Origin of the sequence: Sorangium sp. So ce1014 (genome assembly GCF_051521505.1) — a bacterium.
GTDB lineage: Bacteria > Myxococcota_A > Polyangia > Polyangiales > Polyangiaceae > Sorangium.
Genome location: NZ_CP150356.1, coordinates 6,011,752 through 6,032,301, shown reverse-complemented (window position 1 = coordinate 6,032,301; position 20,550 = coordinate 6,011,752). Strand labels below are relative to the sequence as shown.

Genomic DNA, 20,550 nt, shown 5'->3' with positions numbered 1-20,550 from the left:
GGGGCGCGTACCGCGGGCGTAGCTCCGACTCTGGCGCTAGGATAAGGGACGTGAGCCCCGCATGCGGCCCGAGTCAGCCCCCGCCGAACCGCGATGCGAACGAGCCTCTGGCGGCGCTCCGGGATGCGCGGGCGGGCCTCCTGCCCGGCGAGGGTGAGCTGCCTGTCAGCGCGCCCGTCCGCGACGAGGCGGCGCGCGTCGGTGCCGCTCCCCGAGCGCCGTCGCCGAGCGGCGCCACCACGCCGCTGCCGGTCATCCAGGATCCTTACGTCACCCGGCCGCTCCCGCCGGAGCGACCGCCGTTCTCGACGCTGGCCGTGAGCTCGGTGGTCGCGGCGCTCTTCGGGCCGCTCGGGGCCATCGCCGCGATCGCCTTCGGCTGGGCGGCCCGCCGCGAGATCGAGCGGGCCCCCGAGGCGCGCAGGGGCCAGGTGCTCGCCAGCGTGGGGCTCTCGCTCGGCGTGCTCCTCACCCTCTGCTGGAGCTCGGCGATCGGCTTCGGCGTGTGGATGTGGAGCACGCACAACAGCGGCGAGACCGCCGCCGCCGCCGTCGGGGAGGGTGAGCCCTCGCCGGAGCCGGCGAGCACCGCGTCCCCGGCGGCGCCGCTGCCGGACGCGCCTCCTCCGGCGGCGCAGCCCGGCGGCAGCGTCCCTCAGCACACGATCCAGCGGCGCATCGGCGGGGTCTCCATCGTCGATATCGGCGTCGACGTCTCGACGCTCAGCGAGGAGCTCGCCAAGCAGCGCGCGGATGCGCACGCCCGGGGCGAGAAGGTCCTCGTGATGACGACGAGCGATCCGTGCGAGCCGTGCCGCGGCGTCGACCGCGCGCTCAGCGATCCGCTGATGCAGACCGCGCTCCGGAGCGTGCGGCTCGTGCGCGTGGACATCGACGTCTTCAAGGAGGACCTCGATCAGATAAAGATGCCGCGGCGGCTTTACCCCGGCTTCTTCCTGCTCTCGCCGGATCTCTCCCCGCAGGACGGGATCAACGGCGGCGAGTGGGACGACGACATCGCGCGCAACATCGCGCCCGTGCTCGGGGCGTTCGTGCGCGGCCAGTACACGACCCGCCGCCAGCCGTGGCACCCGCTGCCGGGCTCGGGCATGCGGCTCTGAGCGCCGTCGCGCGCTCGGCGGCCAGCCCGCCGCGCCCCGGACGGGGTAAGCTCAGCCCGTGAAGCGCTTCGTCCAGCTCGCCCTCTTCGCTCTCTGTGTCGCGTTCAGCTTCTCGGCGGCCTACAACGTCTTCTCCGACAACGCCGCGGTCGAACGGAGAGCGGCGCTCGTCGCGTGCGGCGAGGACGTCGGCTCGCCCGCGCCGGATCCGCGCCGCGCGAGCGGGGGCTGCAGGGCGCAGATGACCCGGCTGGAGCGGACGCCGTTCGGCCAGACCTTCGAGTTCACCACCGCGAAGCACACCGTGGATGTCCGGTGCGAGCGGGCGCTCGTGCTCGCGGGCGAGTACAGCTGCAAGCTCAGGTGATCGACGCAACGGCGGCCTCGCGGGAACTCGCGGGAAGGAGCGCGCCCCGTCCTCGGAGCGCCGGGCCGCGCGCCGGCGGCTCGGCGCAGACCGCGGCCGGCGTGAGGCAGACGGCGCCGAGGCAGCGCGCGCGGCGCCGCGCCGACCCGCGCCACGCAAGAGGCGTTACCCTCGCGAAAGTTGCGCTAGTGTGGGCGGCCGTGACGAATCACGCAGCGCGCCTGCCGCTCTCGATCGGTCCCGAGGCCGGGCGGTTCGTCGTGTGCTTCGCCTGCGCGCTCGCGGTGGCCTCGCTCGGAGCGCCGCCGCGTGCGCTCGCCGCGCAGATGCCCTCGCGGGCGCCGCTCACGTCGTCGGGGGCCGCGCCCGCGCCGTCCGGCGCCGCCCTGCCGCTGCAGGGCAGCGCGCCACCGCCGCAGGGAAGCGCCCAGGACCCGTCCGCGCCGCCGTCGATGTCGCAGGAGGAGGGGGCGGAGAAGCGGCGCCGCATCGAGCGAGCCACCGCGCTGCACGATGCGGCGCAGGGGCTCTACCAGCACGGCGAGTACCGCGCCGCCATCGCGAAGCTGGAGGCCGCGGTGGCGCTCGATCCCGAGGGGAAAGAGCTCATCTACAACCTGGCGGTCATCCACGAGCGGCTGGGCGAGATCGAGCAAGCCGAGCGCTACTATCGTCGCTACCTCGTGATGGAGGCGCTCCCGAAGGAGCGTGAGGAGGTCGCGGCGGTCCTCAAGCGGCTGCAGGGGGCGAAGCGGGAGCTCTCCAGCGCGAAGCCGCCGCCCGCGCCCGCGCCCGCGCCCTCCGCCCAGGCCTCCGCGGCGCTGCCGTATCTGCCGTATCTGCCGCGCCCGCCGCGTCGTTCCGCGGCGGCGGGCAGCGCGAAGCCGCAGGGGCCCTGGCTCTACGTCAGCGGGGGCATCGCTGCGGGGTCCCTCGTGGTCGGCGGCGTGTTCGCGGCGCTCGCCGTGGCGCGGGATCCCGGCCCTAGCAAGCGCACGGGCGGGGGCGTCTCGGTGGCCGATCTGCAGGCCGACGCGAGCGCCGCCCACCAGTGCGCCGTCGCCGCGGATGTCGCCCTGCTGGTCGCCGGGCTCTCCGGCGCAGCGGCGCTCTACCTGGCCCTGTCGCCGCGGGCTCCCGCGGCGAGCCCGCGCACCGCGCGCCCGGCCTCGGGCGCTCCGCGCTCGGGTCACGACGACGGTCCGACCTCGCGCGGCGCCCGCGCAGGGGAGGAGGCGCCGCGCGTCGGCCTGTCGCTGGGCGCCGGGGGAGCCCGGCTCCGGGTGCAGTTCTGATGGACCTCGGCGCCGCGGGGCGGAAGCTCCTCCTCGGGCTCTCGGCGCTCGCGTTGCTCGGCGTCGGGTGCGAGGTCCTCGTCGACGGCAAGCTGGGCTCCGTGCCCTGCTCGGACGAGGGCGCGATCGGGCCCCCGGCGTGCCCCGAGGGCGCCTTTTGCAGGGACGGCACCTGCATCGACATGCTGCCCGCCGAGCGCGCGCTGGGGGCGCCCTGCGCGGATCACGAAGACTGCGGAGCGCTCGATTTCTGCCTCGATCCCGCGCTGTTCGACGGCGAGGGGCCGCGCGTCTGCGCGCGCGCCTGCTGCACCTCGAGCGACTGCGATCCTGTCCGGGACGCGGTCTGCTGGATCCCCGACGGCGGAGGGAGCGGCCTCTGTCGCGTCGGCCGGGACGTCGGCCGGCCCGAGGTGGGTACGCGGCTCTCCGGCGCGACCTGCGCCGCGCCCGGCGACTGCCGTTCTGGCATTTGCAACGAAGGCGCCTGCGTTGACACCTGCTGTTCAGACACGAACTGCGCGACGAGCGGGGCGGCGTGCCGGTTCACGACGGACCTCGTCTCGGCCGGTCCGGCCTGGGCGTGCCAGCCCGTCGGCCAGGGCGAGGGCCGCTACTTCGACGAGTGCGCCGGGAACGCGGACTGCGCCTCCGGGCTCTGCGTCTACGTCGGCGGGACCCTCCGCTGCACGATCCCGTGCTGCTCCTCGGACATGTGCCCGGCCGCGCCGGGCGACGTGATGCAGAACGTCGGCTGCGCCGAGATCACGGTCGGGGAAGGCTCGACCGTCCGGGCGTGCGCGAGGCCGCTGCCCGATCACAGCTTCGCCGCCGTCGGCGTTCCGTGCGCCACGGATGATGCGTGTCGGAGCGGTATGTGCGTCAAGCATCCTGAACAAACGCAGCGATTCTGTAGCGATGTCTGTTGCAGCGAGGCGTCCTGCGGCGATGTCTCGTCGTTCGGCTGTCGCCCCCATTCGACGGGTCCGTCGTGGGCCTTGCGATGCGAGCCCAAGTGACGGACGATCCCCCCCATCGCGGTGGTAGCTCCTACAGCTGACGACCAGTTCCCAGCCAGCGCACCCGGATTGTCCGGCGAGCCCAGCAGGGCCTTGGCGCTGATTTGCCCGCGGTGCCACCACCTTGCGGCGGTCGCTCTGCACGCGAGGAGCTCGTCCAGCCTGCTCCCGCCCCCCGCCAGCGATCGCGGCTCCGAGACCGGCCCGTCCGCGAAGCTGCCGCGCTGCCCCCACGACGGGCTGGCCCTCGTGAGCCGCGAGGCGCTCGCCGAGGCCGAGGGGGACCCGTTCCTGGGGATCACGATCGCGGATCGGTTCGTGATCGTGGGCAAGCTCGGCGCCGGCTCGATGGGCACGGTGTACCGCGCGCGCCAGGAGGCGATGGGCCGCGACGTGGCCATCAAGATCCTGCGGTCGGACCGGGCCTTCGACGCGCAGGCGAAGGCCCGCTTCACGCGTGAGGCGCGCGCGATGAGCCTCCTCCGGTCGCCGCACACGGTCACCGTCTTCGATTTCGGCGAGATCGTGGACGACGCGACGGACGCGGCCTTCGGTCGCGGCCGCTCCGCGGAGCAGAGCTCGCCCGCGGAGGGGGCGACGTGGCGCAGCGGCTCGCTCTACCTCGCGATGGAGCTCCTGGAGGGGGAATCGCTCGGGCAGCGGCTCAAGCGGCAGCGACGGCTGCACGTCGGCGACGCCGCCCGCTTCGCCCGGCACGCGCTCCTGTCGCTGGCGGAGGCGCACGACAAGGGGATCATCCACCGGGACCTCAAGCCGGACAACCTGTTCCTGGCGAGGCCCCCCGCGGGCGAGCACGAGGAGATCTGCAAGGTGCTCGACTTCGGCATCGCGAAGGTGATGACCGGGACCGAGCGGCCGGTCGACGCCCTCGAGACCCAGGCGGGCACCGTCTTCGGAACGCCGCGGTACATGTCTCCGGAACAGGCGCAGGGCAGGCCGCTCGACGCGCGGAGCGACCTCTACTCGCTCGGCGTGCTGCTCTATCAGATGCTGGTCGGCCGGCCGCCGTTCATCGACGACGACGCGGTCGTCGTGATGGCGAGGCACATCAAGTCGCCGCCGGTGCCGGCGATCGAGGCGGCGCCTGGCGCCGGGATACCGTCGTCGCTCTCGGCGCTCCTGCAGCGCGCGCTGGCCAAGCGGCCCGACGAGCGGCCGCGGAGCGCGCAGGAGCTCATCGCGGAGCTCGATCGCACGATGGACCAGGCGAGGCCGAGCCTGAGCCGCGAGCGCCCCGGCCCGATCCAGCCAGCCGAGGTCGGCGCGACGAGCGAGCTGCTCGCGGTCGTGGGCGACGACGTGGACGCCTCGCAGCCGCCGAGCACGTCGCGCCGCGCGCCGCGGAAGCGCACCTCGCGCGTCGCCGTCGGGACCGTCGCCCTGTCGCTGATCGTGACGGCGCTCGCCGTGCGCGAGCTCCGCCGCCCCGCCGACGGCGGCGTGCGCAGGCTCCAGACGGGGGTGGCGCTGGAAGCCAGGGCGCTCGCGGACGCGCTCGCGCTCCCCGCCCCGCCCCGCGTCGCGCCGCCCGCCGCGACGACGCCCGCGCCCGCGCCCGCGCCGCTCCCCGCGGGCGCCGCCAGCATGGCTCCCGAGCCCACGGGCGTTCCATCCGCGTCGACGCCGAAGCGCAGGCCGCCGCAGTCGCGCAAGCCGTATGTGAAATTCGACTGATGACGGCAGGCGCGCAGCGCCGCTGCGCGAGGCCGATCCGGGCGCAGGAGGTCCGCTGGTCGACGAGGCCTGCCGCGTGAGAAGCAGCGGCGGCCGTTGGCGAATTGGGCCGAGAGTCGCTGTACGAGGCGGAGGCTAACGTGTAACTTCGCCGCGCACCGATGGATCCCCGGGAGATGGAAACGCTCATCCAGCGCCTCGTCACGAATCCGCATGACGGGGAAGCCCTGGCCTATGCGCACCGAGCCGGGGAGCAGGACCCACGCTCGTACGCGATGCTGCTCGAGCGCGTCGGCAGCTCCACGGCGGATCCGTCGTACGCGGCGCACTGGCTGAGCGAGGCGGCGAACGTGTGGTCGACCACGATCGGCGACGCGCACCACGCCGCGCGGACGCTCATGATCGCCATCGACAAGGACCCGACGCAGCGGACGGCGGCCGAGCGGCTGGCGCAGCTCTACCGCGACAAGGGCGATCAGAAGGCGCTCGTCGCGCTCCTGGAGCGGCTCGTCAAGGCGCTCACGCCGCTGCTCTTCGAGCGACCCGAGGTGCGCGCGCAGCTCTCGACGCTCCACGAGGAGCTCGGCCGCCTGTGGGGCGAGCCGCCGCTGTCGCGACCGGAGCGCGCCCTGGAGAACTGGCGCCGCCTGGCGGAGCTCGATCCGCACAACGTCTACGCCATCTACGCCGCGCGCGAGCTGCTGAAGGCCCAGCAGCAGTACGCCGAGGCGATCCCCTACTTCGCGATGGAGCAGGCGCTCGTCGACGATCCGGACCGGCGGCTCGCCCTGCTGCGCGACGAGGCCGACATCCGGCGCCGCGCCGGCGACCTCGCCGGCTCCACGGTGGCCCTGCGGAGCGCGCGCGCGTTCGTGCCGCACGACGTGGGGCTGATCCAGGCGCTCGGCGTCGCCGTCGTCGACCGCGTCGAGGCCGGCGAGCCGGTGCCGCAGCCGGAGCGCGACGAGGCCACGGAGCTCTTCGTCGCGCTCGCGGAGACGTACGACGGGGAGTACGGCTACTCGTACTCGGTGTACGCGCTGCGCGCGCTGCCGGGCCACGACCGTGCGATGCAGCTCGCCGATCACTACGCGAAGCAGCTGGGCCGCACCGCCGAGCTCCGCCCGCGCTACCTCGCCTACCTCCAGGTGAACCCGAACGGGTTCATGGCGGTCGAGGCGCGCAAGAGGGCGTCCGTGCCGCCGCCCCCTCCGCGGCTGCCGTCGGTGCCGCCGCCGGTGGGCGCGATCCCCGCTCTGGCGCGGACGTCCTCGGCGCCGCCTGCCGCGGGCGTCGCCCCTGCGCATGCGCCGTCGGTGCCCCCCTCCGGCATCCCGTCGCCCCCGGCAGCCGCCGCGAACGCGGTGGAGCTTGCCCAGCCGGCGGTGGCCGCGTTCGCGCCGGCCTCCTCGTTCGCTCCCGTGCCGGGGCTCGCGGCCTCGGACGCGCCGGCGTCGCTCCCGAGCGCCGCCGGGCCGAGCTCCGGCCCGGTGCAGGCCGCACCCGGCTCCGCGCCGGCTCCTGGGGCCCCCGGCGCCTCGCCCCCGCTGGAGGCGTCGCCCGCGGCAGACGAGGTGACCGAGCCCCGCAAGCCGCTGCCGCTCGCCAGACTGCGCGAGGTGCTCAAGGCCGATCCGGCCAACCCGGACGCCCTCGCGCAGGTCGACGAGCACCTCCGCCAGAAGCGGATGTTCGCCGAGCTGCGCGATGTCCTGCTCGCGGCGGCGCGCGTCCCCACGGCCCCCGTCGAGCGCCGGATGGCGCAGCTGCGCGACGTGGCGGGGCTGTGCGAGGCGCAGCTGCGCGACGTCGACACGGCGGTCCAGGCCTGGAAGCTGCTCTCCGAGCTCGATCCCGGCGACGCGCAGGCCCAGGCCGAGCTGCGGCGGCTGCTCGAGCGGAGCTCCCGCTGGGACGATCTCGCCGCGCTGCTCGAGCAGGAGGCCGTGGCGACCTCGGACGTCGCGCAGAGGATCGAGATCGAGAAGCAGCTCGCCTCGCTCCACGAGCAGAAGCGCCGCGATCCGATCGCGGCCGCCGAGGCGTGGGTGCGCGTCGCGGCCCTCTCGCCCGAGGACAGCGCGGCGATCCAGTCCGCGGTCAAGCTCTTCGAGCGGGGCGAGCGGTTCGACCTCGCCGCGCGGGTCCTCGCCGACGCGACCTCCCGGTTCCAGGACAAGCTCACCCGCGCGCCGCTCCTCCAGAAGCTCGGCGAGCTCCGGATGCGGCTCGACGAGCCCGGCGCCGCGGGCGACGCGTACAGCCAGGTGGCCGAGCTGCTGCGCCAGCCGAAGCTGTGGGAGCTCTCGGAGAAGGCCTACGTCGCGGCCGGCCGGCTCGTCGAGGCGGCGCGGGCGCTCTGCGAGCGCGCGCTGCTCGCGGACCGCAAGGCGCGCCCGGCGCTGTTCGTCCAGGCCGCCGAGCTGCTCCTCAGCGCCGGCGACGTCGAGGGCGCGCTCGACCGGGTCGAGCGCGCGATCGAGATCGATCCGGCGAGCGACGACTGCGCCCCCGGGATCGAGGACCTCTACCGGCGCACGAACCGCCTGCCCGAGCTCGTGCGGTTCCTCCTTCACCGGGCCGAGCTGCTCGGCGACCGGGCGGCGCGCGTCGCGGCGCGGCGGGCGGCGGCGGTGGCGCAGCGCGAGCTCGGCGACCGCGACGGGGAGCGCGCGACGCTCTCGCTGCTGCTCACCGACGGCGAGGACGCCGAGGCGCTCGCGCGGCTCGCCGAGGACGCCGGCGAGCGCGGCGATCACCAGCACGGCGTGGAGCTCCTCCACAGGCTCAGCGCGCTCACGGACAGCGAGCCCGGCAAGATCTCGCTCGTCCTGCGCGAGGCGCGCATGCTCGCGGACGGATCCGGCGACCTCGAGGCGGCGATCGCGCGCTACGAGAGCGTCGTCACCGATCTCGATCCGCAGAACCGGATCGCGCTCCGGGGGATCGCCGATCTGGAGGAGCGGCGCGGCAACCTGCGGGGCACCGCGGGCGCGCTCGAGCGCGAGCTCGCGCTCGTGGACGGCCCCGAGCAGCTCGACATCGCGCAGCGGCTCGCGGCGCTGTACGAGGGGCCGCTCGACGATCCGCACGGCGCCGTCAGGGCGCTCGAGATCGTCCACGCCGCCGAGCCGGACGACCTCGACGCGATCGCGCGGCTCCAGCGGCTCGCCGAGCGGCTGAACGACTGGCCGACGGTCGCGCGCCTCCAGGCGGTGTTGATCGAGGTGGAGGGCGACGAGGACGAGGCGTCGAACATGACCCGCCGCCTCGCCGAGATCCTGGAGCTGGCGCTCGGCAGGAGCGACGAGGCGCTGTCCCTCCTCGAGCGGCTCGCGGACCAGGGCGATGAGCGGTGCCGGGATGCCTACGTCGCGCTCGGCGACCGCCTCGGGTGGAAGGGCGTCGTCGCGACAAAGCTGGTCGCCTGGAACGAGTCGGCCGCGCGCGCGGGGCGCGAGGTCGCCCTGCGCGGGGCCTTCGACAGGTTCGTGGAGGTCGACCGCCACCGCGACGCCGCGCGCGTGGCGATGGAGCTCGCCCGCTCGCGCACCGCCGACGCCGGCCTCGCGGAGAAGCTCGAGGCGATCGCGGTGGAGCTCCAGGATCGCGAGGCCCTCGCCGTCGCGCACGAGCTCCTCGCCAGGGATCTCTCGGGCATGGCCCGCGCGGTGGAGCTCATACGGCAGGCCGAGGTCCGGGTCTCCATGGGCGCCGACCCGCTGGAGTCCATCCACCACGGCGAGGGCGCGCTGTCGAGCGTGCCGACCGCCGAGGTCGAGCCGCTGCTCCAGCGGCTCGCGGCGCTGGCCGAGGCCCCGAGCCTCATCATCGATCTCTTCGAGCGTCAGGTGGGCCGTTGCCGCACCCCGGCCGATCGCCTCGCGGCGCTCGTCCGCGCCGCCCAGATCGCCTGCGAGCGCGGCGCCATCGATCGGGCGAGGAGCTTCTTCGAGCAGGCCCTCGGCGGCGGCGTCCAGGAGGAGACGATCACCACCCTCGAGCGGGTGGCGCGGGACGACGACGAGCGGTCCCAGTCGACCGTGCTGCGGACGATCCTCGCCGAGGCGCTCGCGGCCGGCGGCCAGGGCTCGCGCGACGGCGGCCGCACCCGGGTGGCGCTGCTGCGCCGGGCGGCCACGATCGCCTACCAGGACCTCGGGGACGTCGACCGCGCCTTCAGCTGGCTCGGCGACGCCGTGCTCACGCAGGTCGACGACGCGTCGCTCGACGCCCTCGAGGCGCTCGGCCGCGAGGTGGGCGACCTGCCCCGCATCGGCGCGACGCTGAACCGCGCGCTGGACGAGGTGTTCGACGGCCCGCTCGTGCGCAAGCTCCTCCAGCGGCGGGCCAGGCTGCGGCGCGACGTGCTCGGCGACCGGCAGGGCGCCGCGGCGGATCTGAAGAAGCTCCACGACCTGTCGCCCTCGGATCAGGACGTGATGAACGAGCTGTCCAGTCTGCTGCAGGAGCTCGGCGACCACCGCGGCATGATCCTGCTGTACGAGGACCAGGTCCTCCGCGGTCGCGATCCGGCGCAGCGGGCGGAGCTCGCGCGGAAGGTGGCGCGCCTCTGGGAGGAGGAGCTCGGCGAGGCGCGGGAGGCGGCGGACGCCTGGCGCCGCGTCCTCCGCATGAAGGCGGGCGATCCGGAGGCGACGGCGGGCCTCGAGCGGGCGAAGACCGGCAAGCTCAAGCGCACCCCGCCGCCGCCCTCGCTGCCGACCCGGCCGCCGGGCCTCTCGCTGACCGAGCCGCCGCTCGCGCCCCGGTTGCCGACCCTCGAGGCTCCCGGCGTGGCGATTGGCGCCGCGGCGGCGGCCATGAGCAACGGCTACGCGGGCGGCGGGGTGCACGCCGCTGCCGAGGCGCTGCTGGTGGACGCCCCCGGGGTGGTCAGCCCGGAGGCGCCGCAGATCGCGCCGGAGCCGCAGGCCGAGGCGTACGGCGACGCGTTGATCGCGACGGCCGAGGGCGACGCGAGCAGCGGCGCCGCCGACGCCCACGCGGCGCCGCCCGAGGAGCAGGAGCTTCCTCCGGAGAGCGCCGGCCACGCCGCGCCGACCGCCGACGAGCAAGCCGTCCCTGCGCCGCGGCCGGACCTCGACGGCTACGCGGCGCCGCCGGCGTACGGCGGCCTCGACGACGGCGGAGAGGCCTACGGGGCGGAGCCCGTCGCGCCCGCTGCCCCCCCGCAGCCCGTCGCGCCGCCGCCGCCGTCGTTCGCGGCGCCCTCGCGTCCCCCCTCCATCGCGCCGCCCCTGCCTGCCTCCGACGAGGTCGATGTCGACGAGGACGCGGAAGATGTGGAGTTCCTCGACGACGACTCCGGCGCTCCTTAGCCGCGCGACGGAGAGATCTTGAGCCACAGAGGCACAGAGGAAACATGCCCCCTCTGATCCTCCCCCCGGCGCTCCGGCCGGGCGACACCGTCGCCGTGATCGCCCCCTCCAGCCCGTTCGAGCACGTCCTCGCGCGGGTCGGCCTCGGCTGGCTCGCCCAGCGCTACCGCGTGCTCTTCGATACCGGCGGAGGTCCTCCGCTCGCCGGCGACAGCCGCGGGGGCGGGGAGCCGTCGCTCTCGGCGCCCTCCAGCCACGGGATGTTCGCGCGGACCGGTTACCTGGCCGGCAGCGACGCGCGGAGGAGGGACGAGCTCGTCCGCGCGCTGTCGCACCCCGACGTGCGCGCCATCTTCGCGGCCCGCGGCGGTTACGGCGCGAACCGGTTCGTCCACCGGCTCGACTGGAGCGTCCTCGCCGAGCGCCCTCGCTGGATCGTCGGCTTCTCCGACGTCACGGCCCTCCACGTCGAGGCCACGCGCGCCGGCGTCGCCTCGCTCCACGGCGCCCACGTCACAGCGCTCGGCCGCGGCGACGCCCGCGCCCGCGCCGCGCTGATCCGCGCCCTCGAAGATCCGCTGGGCGAGCGCCGCTTCGACGGCCTGACCACGCTGCGCGCCGGCGCCGCCGAGGGCCCGCTCTTCGGCGGCAACCTGGCCCTGCTCCACGCCTGCGCCGCGGCCGGCCGCCTCCGCGTGCCGGAGGGGTGCGTCCTTGTGATCGAGGACGTCACCGAGCGGCCCTACCGCATCGATCGCATGCTCGCGACGCTGGAGGTCGGCGGCCACCTCGCGCCGGCCGCGGCGGTGATCCTGGGCGACTTCGAGCAGTGCAACCCAGGCCCGGACGGCGTCACGGTGGACGAGGTCCTCCGCGACAGGCTGCTGCCGCTCGGGGTCCCCGTCGTCGCCGGGCTGCCGATCGGCCACGGCCTCCGCAACGAGCCCGCCATCCTCGGGGGTCGCGCGCGCGTCCTCTCGCTCGGCCTCGAGGCCGTGGTCACGCTGGCGGGCGCCTGAGCGCCCGCAGGATCACGCGATCACGCGATCACGCGATCACGCGATCACGCGATCACGCGATCACGCGATCACGCGATCACGCGATCACGCGATCACGCGATCACGCGATCACCAGAAGATGTTCTTCCGCTCCTTCAGCCCGCGGTTCAGCATCGACTGGATCCGGCCCTTCACGAGGGCGACCTTCTCCTGGATCACCGCGTCGTCGTCGTCGGGATCGCCCTGGAACGTCATGGGCTCGCCGAAGTAGATCCTGTATCGGGTCGGCAGCGGCATCTGGCCGCCGGGGATCAGCACCTGAGGGATGATCGGGAACGTCGGCATCCCGAGCGCCTTCGAGACCGACTCGAGGTTGCCGAGCGAGATGTACTGTTCCTCGCCCCCGACGACCGCGATGGGCACGATCGGCGTGTCGGTCTCGAGCGCGAGCCGCATGAACCCGAGCCCGAAGTCGAGCAGCTGATAGCGGCTGGAGAACCCCTTCGAGATCCCGCGCGTCCCCTCCGGGAACACAAGGATCGCGGCGCCCATGTCGAGCAGCCGCCGCGCGTTCTCGGGCACGCCGACCACCTGGCCCACGCGCGAGAAGAACGTCGCCACGAACGGCAGGGTCTGCGTCCACTTCTCGACCATGCTCCGCATCACGCGCGGCGGCTCGGCGTCGAGGAACAGCGAGGCCGCGATCAGCAGGCCGTCGAACGGGAGCTGGCCCGAGTGGTTGGCGATCAGGAGGACCCGTCCGCTCGGGACGCGGTCGATGCCGAACACCTCGGTCCGGAAATAGAAGCGATGAAAGAAGGCCGCGACCCCGACCGCGTACTTCGCCCACGCGCGGTCGAGCCCGAACGGGTCCACCCCGTCGGCGGCGTGCGGCAGCGCGACCCGGCGCAGCCGATCCTCGAAATCCTGACCGAGCAACCGGATGGTCGCGTCGTCGATCGTGCCGCGCAGGCTGTCGACCCCGACCCGCGCGAGCGGCAGCGCGCTGTGGGTGACGAAGTGGCTCAGCCTGGCGAGCGTCGTTCTGCTGGCCATGGGCGCGGGACGATAGCAAACCTCGCGTGAGACTGCACCGGCAGGAAGGGCTTGACCATCGGCCGCCTCGAAGCGACCGTCGCTCCGATGAGCGAACGAATCCTCGGTCGAGGCCGCCGCCCCGGTGCAGACACGGATCCGTCCCTCCGGCCCATCCTCATCACCGGCATCTGCGGTCGTCTCGGACGGCGGCTCGCGCGGCGCCTCCACCGCGAGCGGCGCGTGATCGGCGTCGATCGGCGCAGCTTCGACGGGCGCCCCAAGGACATCGAGCATCACCAGATCGATATCCGCCGCAAGAAGACCCAGGACATCTTTCGCCAGGAGCAGCTCGCCGCGGTGGTCCACCTCGGGGTCATGCACGACCCGCGGGCCAGCCAGATGGAGCACCACAGCTGGAACCTCGCCGGTTTCCAGCGGCTGCTCGAGTTCGTCGCGCAGTACGACGTGCCCAAGCTCATCGTGCTGTCCAGCGCGAACGCCTACGGGCCGCGCCCCGACAACCCGCAGTTCATCACCGAGGACGCGCCGCTGCTCGGCGGCGCCTCGTTCAGCGAGATCCGCGACCTCATCGAGGTCGACATGCTGGCGCAGTCGTTCTTCTGGAAGCACCCGCAGACCGAGACGGTCATCCTCCGGCCGGTCCACATCCTCGGCTCCGTGCGCAACGCGCCGTCGAATTACCTCCGGCTCAACGTCATCCCGACGCTCCTCGGCTTCGATCCGATGGTGCAGGTCATCCACCAGGACGACGTGGTCTCCGCGATCGCCGCGGCGCTCCGCCCCGGCGTGCGCGGGATCTTCAACCTCGCGGGCCCGGCGCCGCTGCCGCTCTCGCGCGTCATCGACATGACAGGGCGGGCGCACGCGGCGATTCCCCACTTCCTCATGCAGACGATCATCCCGCGGCTCTGGCGGTTCCGGGCGACCTCGTTCCCGGCCCCCGAGCTCGATCACATCCGCTACGTGTGCATGGTCGACGACCGGCGGGCGCGCGAGCTCCTCGGCCACACGCACCAGCACGACATCCAGGAGACCGTCCAGGCGGTCGACGACATCACCTGAAGGGCGCGTCATGAAGCGATCGACCCGGATCGAGCGGCTCGTCGGCTATTACGAGGACTTCGCGCCCGACTACGTCTCCACCTGGAAGGACATCCAGCACTACGAGAAGCCCGTGCGCGCGTTCCTGCGCGATGCCGTCCCCGAGGGGGGCCGCGTGCTCGACGCGGGCTGCGGTCCGGGCCACCTCACGCGCGATCTCCCGCCGTCCGTCGACGTCGTCGGCTTCGACATCGCCGAGGGCATGCTCGAGATCGCCCGCAAGAAGCGGCCCCTCGGCGCGTACCACCGGCACGACTACCACCTCCCGATCCCCCGCTCGTGGGGGCGGTTCGACGTCGCGCTCGCGCTCGGGACGCTGGAGTTCTGCGACGATCTCGCGCTCGCCCTCACGAACCTCGCCGGCGCGATGCGGCCCGGCGGCCGGATGCTGGTGAGCATCGTCGAGCGCAGGCCGCACGTCCGGATGCACGAGCGCGCCGCGCGCCCGCTCTCCGACGCCGAGCTGTCCGGCGTGAGCATGTATCTTTACACGTTCGCCGAGCAGACAGACGCGATCCTGCGCTCGGGCCTGCTCCCGCGCAGCTACCGCCTCCACCCGGGCTGGCGACACACCGAGTACGACGTCGACGTGCTCTACGCCCTCTGGGATCTCGAGGCCCCGCGCAGCGGCCGGTGATGCGTCGAGGACACGCGGCGAGCCTTTCCGCGCCGCGCCGTCCGGGGTAAAGAGGGCGACGGTGCAATGGAAGTGAAGCTCGGGGGCGCCTTCCTGACCTGCGCGATGGGGCCGTTGCACCACGCCGGCGCGTCCATTCAGGCCAGCAGGGTGCCGGAGGGGCTCGTTACGCTCGCCCCCGAGGGGCTCCTCGGCGGCTTCCAGCGCGGCGTCGAGCAGGCGGCGAAGCTCGCCGGCGTCCGCAAGGAGGACGTCGAGCGCCTCCTCCCCATGGACGAGGTGCGCGAGGCGATCGAGCGGCTCGGCGACAGCCAGACCGAGGCCGTTGTCGCGTGGGACGTCTACGCGGGGCGCATCGGCGGGCTGCTCGAGGGGGTCGCCGAGGTGACCGACTACGGCCAGGCGCCGGACGTGGGCCTGTGCCTGGAGCGGCTGGCGAACAAGGTCCGGCGCGATCGCCCTTTCGCCGAGCCGCTCCAGGCGCTCGCCGACGACATCGCGGTCTGGAAGGCGATGATCGGCCGCTGCCGCAAGCTGCTCGACGAGAGCGGCGGTGGCGCGCTCGCCAAGGCGTACCGCCGCCGGCAGATCCGCAAGCTCGCGTCGATCGCGGTCTCGGCCCTCGTCATCGTGGCGGCGCTGTCGGTGATCGTGCGGGTTCAGACCGCCCGCGCGCGCGTCGACGCGCTCCTCGCGCGCCCCGAGGTGTGCGCCGTCCGCGGGATCGCGCCGGGCGATCTCGGCCGGGCGGCCAGCGAGCAGCAGCGGCGCGTGGCCGCGCGGATGGAGCAGTGCGCCGCGGTCGAGGCCCGGGAGGCGCGCGAGCGCGAGGAGCGGGTGCGCGCCGAGGAGAAGGCGCGCGCCGAGGAGAAGGCGCGCGCGGAGCGCGACGAGAGGTGCGCCGCGCTCGCCGTGCGGTTCAAGGCGGGTGCGTTCTCGGAGGAGGACGGCAAGCTCGCCGGGGTGAACAACGATCTGCTCCGGCGGATCGCGCAGCGGAGGCTCCTCGCCACCGACGTCGGGCCGACCGGTCCTGCGCTCCCGTGCGACGGCGCGCGCGGCGGCGACGAGCTGCGCGCGGCGTTCGCGGACGCCCTGATCGCGTCGGTCTGGACGTGGGTGCCGGCGGCCGATCCCGGCCCGAAGCTCGGCGAGGTGCTCGCGGCGCGCCGCGCGGAGCTGCCCCCTCGCGCGCAGACGACGCTGTCGTTCCGCACCGTGTACGAGGCCAAGCGGGCCATCGTGTCGGGCGATCCGGCCGCGCTCGGGCGGGCGACGCGCCTGTGCGCGCTCACGGCCGCGCTCGAGATCGCGAGCGGTGCCGGCTGCGCGGCCCTGGAGAGGATAGCGGGCAAGCCGACGCCGTGAGCCTGCGCTCAGGGACGACGCCGGGGAGGTGAGGGGAGGGGGGGCCGGAGCAGCGCGGGCGCGACGGTGAGCGTCGCGCCCGCGGGGCTGCCTACTTGAAGGCGGGGATCGAGGGCGAGTCGAGCACGCAGAAGTGCTCGGTCTCTTCCTGAGTGGGGTCCACCGCCGCGCACTTCACCTTGAGGTCCGGCGAGATGCCTGAGAGCGGGTCCCGGCAGATCGTGTCATCGGGTTCCCCTTTATTCCCACAGGGGACCAGCGGCCAGAGCCCGACGACCTTGTACCGCGCCGTGCAGCTCTCTTCCGAATACGTGACTTCCGCCTCGAACTGATTCCCGAGGTTGGCGGACGTCACGTACACGCGCAGATTGCTCCACTCGAGCTTGCGCGATCCCGGCTCCAGCGGCGGCTCGCCGGCGCCGCCCTCGCCGCCAGCACCAGCTTCACCGGCGCCGCCCTCGCCGCCAGCACCAGCTTCGCCGGCGCCGCCCTCGCCGCCCTCGCCGCCAGCACCGCCTTCGCCGCCGGCGCCGCCCTCGCCGCCAGCACCGCCTTCGCCGGCGCCGCCCTCGCCGCCAGCACCGCCTTCGCCAGCACCGCCCTCGCCGCCGGCACCGCCTTCGCCGCCGGCGCCGCCCTCGCCGGTGGGCAGCACCACCACCTCGGCGGCAGAGAGCGACGGCGCCGTGCAGATGTTGTTGTCATCCGGCTCGACCGCCGCGAAGGGCCCGATCGCGAACGCGTTCAGGTCCGGGTTCGGGTCGATCGTGGCGCCGCCGCGGTACCAGCCGCCGAACTCCTCGGTCTGGATCGCGACGAGCTTCGTCTCCCGGTCGGGGACCTGGTCGCCATTCGCGTCCGGGTTGTAGACCTGCATCCCCACGCGCTCGACAGTCCCATCCTTCCGACCGCAGGAGCTCTCTGCATCCCCGTCGATCAGGGTGAACGTGGTCGCGTACGGGTAATAGCTGGCCGTGCCGACCGTGCATTCGGGCCTGGGCTGCGAGCAGCCCGGCGACATCGCCGCGAGCGGTGAGAGCGCCGCGAGCCCCGCTATCCCAACAAGCCATCGCCTCTTCATCGCTTGCTTCCTTTCACGTACGCGTCGCGCCTAGAACGTGACCCGCGCGCCGAACCGGAACTGCCGGGGCGTCTGGTACTGTGTCGGCTTGCCGAAGTTCGGGTTCTTGGCGTTCTCCGCGAGCGGCTGGCCGTCCATGGTGGTCACGCACGTCGATTTTCCGGGCCTCGACTCCAGATCCTCGGGCGTTCCATCGACGCACGGGTTCACGTTCGCCGTCGTGTAGCGCTGGTCCACCGCGACGATCCCCTGGAAGTTGAAGATGTTGAAGACATCCATGCTGACGGTGAGCTGGCTGTCCTTCGAGAGCCGGACCGAATAGCCGAGGTGGCCATCGAAGTTGTGCTGCCAGGGCAGCCGCTCGCTGGAGCCGCGGGGCAGGATGAACGTCTCGTCATAGCTGTACAGGTAGTGCGAACCCCAGTAGTCGATGGGGGCGCCCGAGCGGGACCGGTACGTGAGGCCGAGGTCGACGAGCATGTTCTTCGGGAGCTCGAACGTCTTCGCGCCGTAGATCTTGATCTCGTGCGCGTTGTCGCCGGGCAGGGCCCCATCGCGGTTGACGAGGAGCGAGGCCAGATCGAACTCCGTGTTGATGTTCGGATCGAGCTGGTCCGTCTCGGGCTTGAAGAGGCCCGGATAGTTGCCGCGCAGGTAGGACAGCGTGTAGCTCGCCTGGGCGAGCCACAGGTCGGCGAAGGCCTTCTGGAAATAGAGGGTCAGCGCGTCGTAGTCGCGCCTCGCCTCGGGGAAGTCCTTCGCGATCCCCTTCCCGGGGTTGCCGATGAAGTAGGTGTTCGCCTCGTCCCGGCTCATGTCCTCGATGACGTTGTTCATCCAGCGCTTCGTGTACGTCGCGCCGACCCGCCCGTTCGGGATGATCTCGTACTCGCCGCCGACCACGAGCTCGTCGGACGACTGCGGCGCGAGGTCCGGATCCACCGGGGACTTGCCGCCGCCGAGCGTGTACCACGACCGGTTCGGATCGTGGCTCCCCATGATCTCGGGCCGGTTCGCGTCGCTCCGGCACTGCCCTTCGCCATAGCCCTTCCCGTCCACGGGATCCTCGGGGTTACAGCCATCGTCGCCCTTGACGTGGTAGGAGCGGATGTTCCGCTCGTCGCCGAACGCGCGATCCATCATGTCGAGGGGGACGCTCTCGTAGTACCGCGCGTAGTTCGCGAACACCTTCGACCGGCCCTGCTGCGTGATGTCGTAGACGACGCCCACGCGCGGCGACCACTGGTTCGCGAGCGCCAGCCCGAGCTTGCCGTCGCTGGCGTACAGGTACTGCGCGTCGTAGCGCATTCCGACGTTCAACGTCACCTGGTCGAGGATGCTCCAGCTGTCCTGCACGAACGCGCCGATCGTCGCCCCGAGCGACGTCACCGTGATCTTGTCCTGGATCACGTAGTCCCTGGCGCTGGGGCCGGTCGCCAGGCCATCCGGACCGGTCAGGAAGCCGAGCTGTCGCTCGTCGTGGAAGGCGTCCCAGTCTCCCTCTTCCTGGTAGCTGGTGCCGCCCGCGTACGCCTTGATGTGCTTGTACGTCGTGATCTCGCCGTCGATGCCGGCCTTGACGACGTGGTGACCGAGCGCCTCGAAGATGCTCGTCACCATCGCCTTGAGCTGGAAGCGGTTGAGCGAGGCGTCGTCGAGGAAGTCGGGGCCGCCGTTCCTGTACGTGTTCAGCGCGCACGGATCCAGGGTCTCGGAGGTCTCGCTTCCTTCCTCGCCGGTCCGCCGGCTCAGCCACCTGCACATCTGCCGGGCCTCGGGCGAGAGCCGCTCGAATTCGCCGATCGAGTGCCGGTAGGGGTCGTACTTCGCAAAGCCCACGAAGGGCCTGCCCGCCAGGCCCTCGTTCGTCCCGAGCTCCGAGCCGTCCGAGGGCAGCCGCGCGCTGCGCTGGTTGTGCCAGCCGAGCATCGCGTCGAGCAGCAGGGTCTTGTTGTTGAACGCCGAGGCCCACTTCAGCGCGACGTCGTTGGATGACGCCACGTACTCGTGCGCCATCGCGCTGTAGGCGCCGGCGATGTTGGCCACCTCGACGACGCCCCGCTGCGGGTCGTACCCGAAGTTGCCGTTGCCGCCGGAGGAGGACGGCGATCCGTAGACCGAGAGCGCGATGCTGTGATCCGGGTTGACCTGGTAGGTCAGCTTGCCGAGGTACTGCAGCGTCTGCTCCTCGGCGCGGTAGAAGCGCTGCGTGTCCGGCAGCCGGTCGAGGGCGTTGAGCCCCGTCTCGGGATCCGTCACCACCTCGAAGGTGTCGCGATCGTAGCGGGTGGCGAACAGGTTGCGCTCCAGCTCGTGGCTCTTGAACGCGACAGCGGCGCCCGCGAAGAACCAGAGCTTGTCCTTCAGGATGGGGCCGCCGACCTCGAAGCCATAGTCGCGGATGGACGACAGGCGCGTGTCCGTCTGGACGGTGGCGCCCTGGCGGCGGACCTCCTTGAACGCTCCCTCGGTGGCGCCGGGCGTGATGTTGAAGAAGACAGAGCCCTGGAACACGTTGCCGCCGCTCTTCGTGACGACGTCGAGGACGCCTCCGGTCGCGCGGCCGAACTCGGGCATGTACCCGCCGGCGATCACGTTGACCTCCTTGATGAACTCCATCGTGAGCGGCGTGCCGATGATCCCGTACGCCGGGTCGTTCACCGAGAGGCCGTCGATCACGTACTGGTTCTCGGGCGACGACGTGCCGGCGATGGACGTCCCGTACTCGTCCGACTGCGCGCCGGGCGTTGTCGCGGCGATCGCCTCGAACGAGCGCGACGCGGCGCCCTTCCCCGACGGGGGCGCCACGGCGATGCGCCGCGTGAAGTCCTCCGTGATGTTCTGGCCCACCGTGCTCGAGCCCACGTCGACCGTCGGCGCGCGGCCGACGACGACGATCTCCTCCGCCTTCAGCGCCTCCGGGAGCAGCTCGACATTGACGCGGAGGGTCGTCCCGGTGCGGACCGCGATTCCGCCGCGCACGTACGGCTTGTACGACTCCTTCTCCAGGCGGAGTGTGTAGTCACCTGGAGGCAGGTTCGGGATACGGTACTGGCCTGTGCCGTCCGTGACCACGAGCTGCTCCCCTTGCAGCGCGGGTGAGGTCGCCGTCACGACCACATCGGCGACGGGCGCTTTGCTCGAGGCGTCGATTACCCGTCCGATCAGAACGCTGTTGCCCGTCTGCGCGAGCGCCGGGACCGCGGTCAACAAAGTCATGGCGAGCAGCACCCATGCCGCCCACATCCCCAACGGTGCACGTTGTGAGCGCGCTCCGTGTTTCATCCTCTTTTCGAGAAACTTCACGGAATTCCCTCCAGAAGTGTAGGCCCCTCGAGTCTCTCCTCACCCTAGACAGGAATCGCGCGAGACAATAGACTTTTTTGTAGTACTTGCTCGCTTGTACACTCCGGGTAGGCGCCGCACGCTTCCACACGGCGTCTCCAGATCGAACAGCTCGAGTTCTA

General features: G+C 72.7%; 13 protein-coding genes. 10 read left to right on the top strand and 3 right to left on the bottom strand.

Annotated features, from left to right (window positions below; translation table 11 throughout):
- Nucleotides 1-50 precede the first annotated feature (50 nt).
- The 7 genes from WME75_RS22675 (at nucleotide 51) to WME75_RS22645 (ending at nucleotide 11,858) form a co-directional block, all read left to right on the top strand.
- Nucleotides 51-1,121 carry a DUF4190 domain-containing protein gene (locus WME75_RS22675; RefSeq protein WP_437494441.1) on the top strand — a complete coding sequence of 357 codons (1,071 nt, stop codon included), beginning with the start codon at nucleotides 51-53 and terminating at the stop codon, nucleotides 1,119-1,121.
- A gap of 58 nt (nucleotides 1,122-1,179) precedes the next feature.
- Complete coding sequence (locus tag WME75_RS22670; RefSeq protein WP_437494439.1) at nucleotides 1,180-1,488, top strand: hypothetical protein; 309 nt, start codon at nucleotides 1,180-1,182, stop codon at nucleotides 1,486-1,488.
- A 200-nt stretch (nucleotides 1,489-1,688) separates the two neighbouring features.
- Nucleotides 1,689-2,783: a tetratricopeptide repeat protein gene (locus tag WME75_RS22665; RefSeq protein ID WP_437494437.1), complete on the top strand. Its 1,095-nt coding sequence runs from the start codon at nucleotides 1,689-1,691 to the stop codon at nucleotides 2,781-2,783.
- The gene (locus WME75_RS22660) at nucleotides 2,783-3,802 is read left to right on the top strand and encodes a hypothetical protein (RefSeq protein ID WP_437494436.1); all 1,020 of its coding nucleotides are present in this window, start codon (nucleotides 2,783-2,785) and stop codon (nucleotides 3,800-3,802) included. The genes WME75_RS22665 and WME75_RS22660 overlap by 1 nt, the downstream gene beginning before the upstream one ends.
- 93 nt (nucleotides 3,803-3,895) lie before the next feature.
- Nucleotides 3,896-5,497, top strand: coding sequence for a serine/threonine-protein kinase (locus WME75_RS22655; protein ID WP_437494434.1), 1,602 nt, complete (start codon nucleotides 3,896-3,898; stop codon nucleotides 5,495-5,497).
- A 176-nt stretch (nucleotides 5,498-5,673) separates the two neighbouring features.
- A complete protein-coding gene (locus WME75_RS22650) occupies nucleotides 5,674-10,839 on the top strand; it encodes a hypothetical protein (RefSeq protein ID WP_437494433.1) in 5,166 nt (1,721 codons plus the stop codon).
- A 44-nt stretch (nucleotides 10,840-10,883) separates the two neighbouring features.
- Nucleotides 10,884-11,858, top strand: coding sequence for a S66 peptidase family protein (locus WME75_RS22645; protein ID WP_437494431.1), 975 nt, complete (start codon nucleotides 10,884-10,886; stop codon nucleotides 11,856-11,858).
- A 108-nt stretch (nucleotides 11,859-11,966) separates the two neighbouring features.
- Here the strand turns inward: WME75_RS22645 and WME75_RS22640 are convergent, their stop codons facing one another.
- Nucleotides 11,967-12,893, bottom strand: coding sequence for a lysophospholipid acyltransferase family protein (locus WME75_RS22640; protein ID WP_437494429.1), 927 nt, complete (start codon nucleotides 12,891-12,893; stop codon nucleotides 11,967-11,969).
- An 87-nt stretch (nucleotides 12,894-12,980) separates the two neighbouring features.
- Here WME75_RS22640 and WME75_RS22635 point away from each other — a divergent pair, with 87 nt between their 5' ends.
- The 3 genes from WME75_RS22635 to WME75_RS22625 all read left to right on the top strand — a co-directional run bounded on the left by WME75_RS22635 (nucleotide 12,981) and on the right by WME75_RS22625 (nucleotide 16,002).
- Nucleotides 12,981-13,958: an NAD-dependent epimerase/dehydratase family protein gene (locus tag WME75_RS22635; RefSeq protein ID WP_437494427.1), complete on the top strand. Its 978-nt coding sequence runs from the start codon at nucleotides 12,981-12,983 to the stop codon at nucleotides 13,956-13,958.
- 10 nt (nucleotides 13,959-13,968) lie between these two features.
- Nucleotides 13,969-14,634, top strand: a complete 666-nt coding sequence (locus WME75_RS22630; RefSeq protein ID WP_437494425.1) for a class I SAM-dependent methyltransferase — start codon at nucleotides 13,969-13,971, stop codon at nucleotides 14,632-14,634.
- A gap of 66 nt (nucleotides 14,635-14,700) precedes the next feature.
- On the top strand, nucleotides 14,701-16,002 hold the full coding sequence (locus tag WME75_RS22625; RefSeq protein ID WP_437494423.1) for a hypothetical protein: 1,302 nt from the start codon (nucleotides 14,701-14,703) through the stop codon (nucleotides 16,000-16,002).
- A gap of 91 nt (nucleotides 16,003-16,093) precedes the next feature.
- Here WME75_RS22625 and WME75_RS22620 read toward each other — a convergent pair whose 3' ends face one another.
- Nucleotides 16,094-17,083: a hypothetical protein gene (locus WME75_RS22620; RefSeq protein ID WP_437494421.1), complete on the bottom strand. Its 990-nt coding sequence runs from the start codon at nucleotides 17,081-17,083 to the stop codon at nucleotides 16,094-16,096.
- A 30-nt stretch (nucleotides 17,084-17,113) separates the two neighbouring features.
- Nucleotides 17,114-20,302 carry a TonB-dependent receptor gene (locus WME75_RS22615; protein ID WP_437494419.1) on the bottom strand — a complete coding sequence of 1,063 codons (3,189 nt, stop codon included), beginning with the start codon at nucleotides 20,300-20,302 and terminating at the stop codon, nucleotides 17,114-17,116.
- Nucleotides 20,303-20,550: the final 248 nt, after the last annotated feature.